Source organism: Oleiphilus sp. HI0061, from assembly GCF_001635675.1.
Genome location: NZ_LWFE01000382.1, coordinates 1 through 936 on the forward strand (window position 1 = coordinate 1; position 936 = coordinate 936).

The 936-nt window shown below is 43.1% G+C and carries 2 protein-coding genes; both read right to left on the reverse strand.

The window, feature by feature from the left end:
• On the reverse strand, positions 1-210 hold a 210-nt coding region (gene minE / locus A3735_RS05275), incomplete at its 3' end, for a cell division topological specificity factor MinE (protein WP_068637699.1).
• On the reverse strand, positions 207-936 hold a 730-nt coding region (minD, locus tag A3735_RS05280; protein ID WP_068637701.1), incomplete at its 5' end, for a septum site-determining protein MinD. The genes minE and minD, both read right to left, overlap by 4 nt.

The window sequence follows — 936 nt, forward strand, 5'->3', positions numbered from 1 at the left end:
ATCATCGTTTTTATCTAGCTGTACCTGAACTTGTTCTTGATCGACAGGTACATATTTTCTTATCACCTCGAGAATCTCTTGTTGGAGCTGAGGTAAATAATCAGGTTGTTCACGTTTACCTCGTTCATGTGCGACGATGATTTGTAAACGTTCTTTAGCGATTGATGCAGTGTTCTTTTTGCTGCTTTTAAAGTAATCGAAAAAACTCATGCTGTTGTAGACCCCTTAAACATACGTTTAAAGAAGCCCTTTTTCTCTGTTTGCAAGAAGCGATGAGGCAGCTCGTTACCTAGCAGTCTCTCTACAGCATCCGAGTAGGCTTGTCCGGCATTGCTTTCTTGGTCGTGAATAACAGGAACCCCTTGGTTTGAAGAGGATAGTACTGCCTGAGACTCAGGTATAACGCCTAGTAGTTTCACGGCCAGAATATCTTTTACATCTTCTACATTAAGCATTTCGCCTCTATCGACTCGCTCTGGGTTATAGCGAGTTAGTAGCAGGTGCTCTTTGACGGGTTCTAGTCCTTGCTCGGCACGTCGAGATTTACTGTTCAGGATACCAAGGATTCGGTCAGAATCCCTGACTGAAGATACTTCAGGGTTTGTGACGATAATCGCTTCATCGGCAAAATACAGAGCCATCTGTGCGCCGTGTTCAATACCGGCAGGTGAGTCACAGATAATGAAGTCGAAAGTCTTGGCAAGTTCAGATAGAACTTTTTCAACACCATCTTCGGATAGGGCATCTTTATCACGAGTCTGAGACGCTGGCAGGATGTACAGATTTTCAACCTGCTTATCCTTGATAAGTGCTTGGTTAAGTGTCGCTTCGCCATTGATGACATTTACGAAATCGTAAACGACGCGTCGTTCACAGTTCATAATTAAGTCCAGATTTCGTAGACCTACATCAAAATCAATGACTACTGTTTTTTTG